This window comes from Psychrobacter sp. CoH-33_TS_01 (genome assembly GCF_058189395.1).
The window spans coordinates 588-795 of the sequence record NZ_JBVGQI010000028.1 but is presented as its reverse complement, the minus strand read 5'-3'; the positions used below and the strand labels follow the sequence as shown (position 1 = coordinate 795).

The following is a 208-nucleotide window of genomic DNA, read 5'->3' as shown; positions in this document are numbered from 1 at the left end:
TCAGCATCAGCATCAGCATCAGCATCAGCATCAGCATCAGCATCAGCATCAGCATCAGCATCAGCATCAGCATCAGCATCGGCATCAGCATCAGCATCAGCATCAGCATCAGCATCAGCATCAGCATCAGCATCAGCATCAGCATCAGCATCGGCGTCTGCATCAGCATCACAATCCGCGTCGGCATCAGCGTCGGCATCAGCGTCGG

1 protein-coding gene is annotated in these 208 nt (G+C 54.3%); it reads right to left on the bottom strand.

Annotated elements, in window-relative coordinates:
* On the bottom strand, positions 1 to 208 hold a 208-nt coding region (locus ACZ2XM_RS15415), incomplete at both ends, for a hypothetical protein (RefSeq protein ID WP_490619006.1).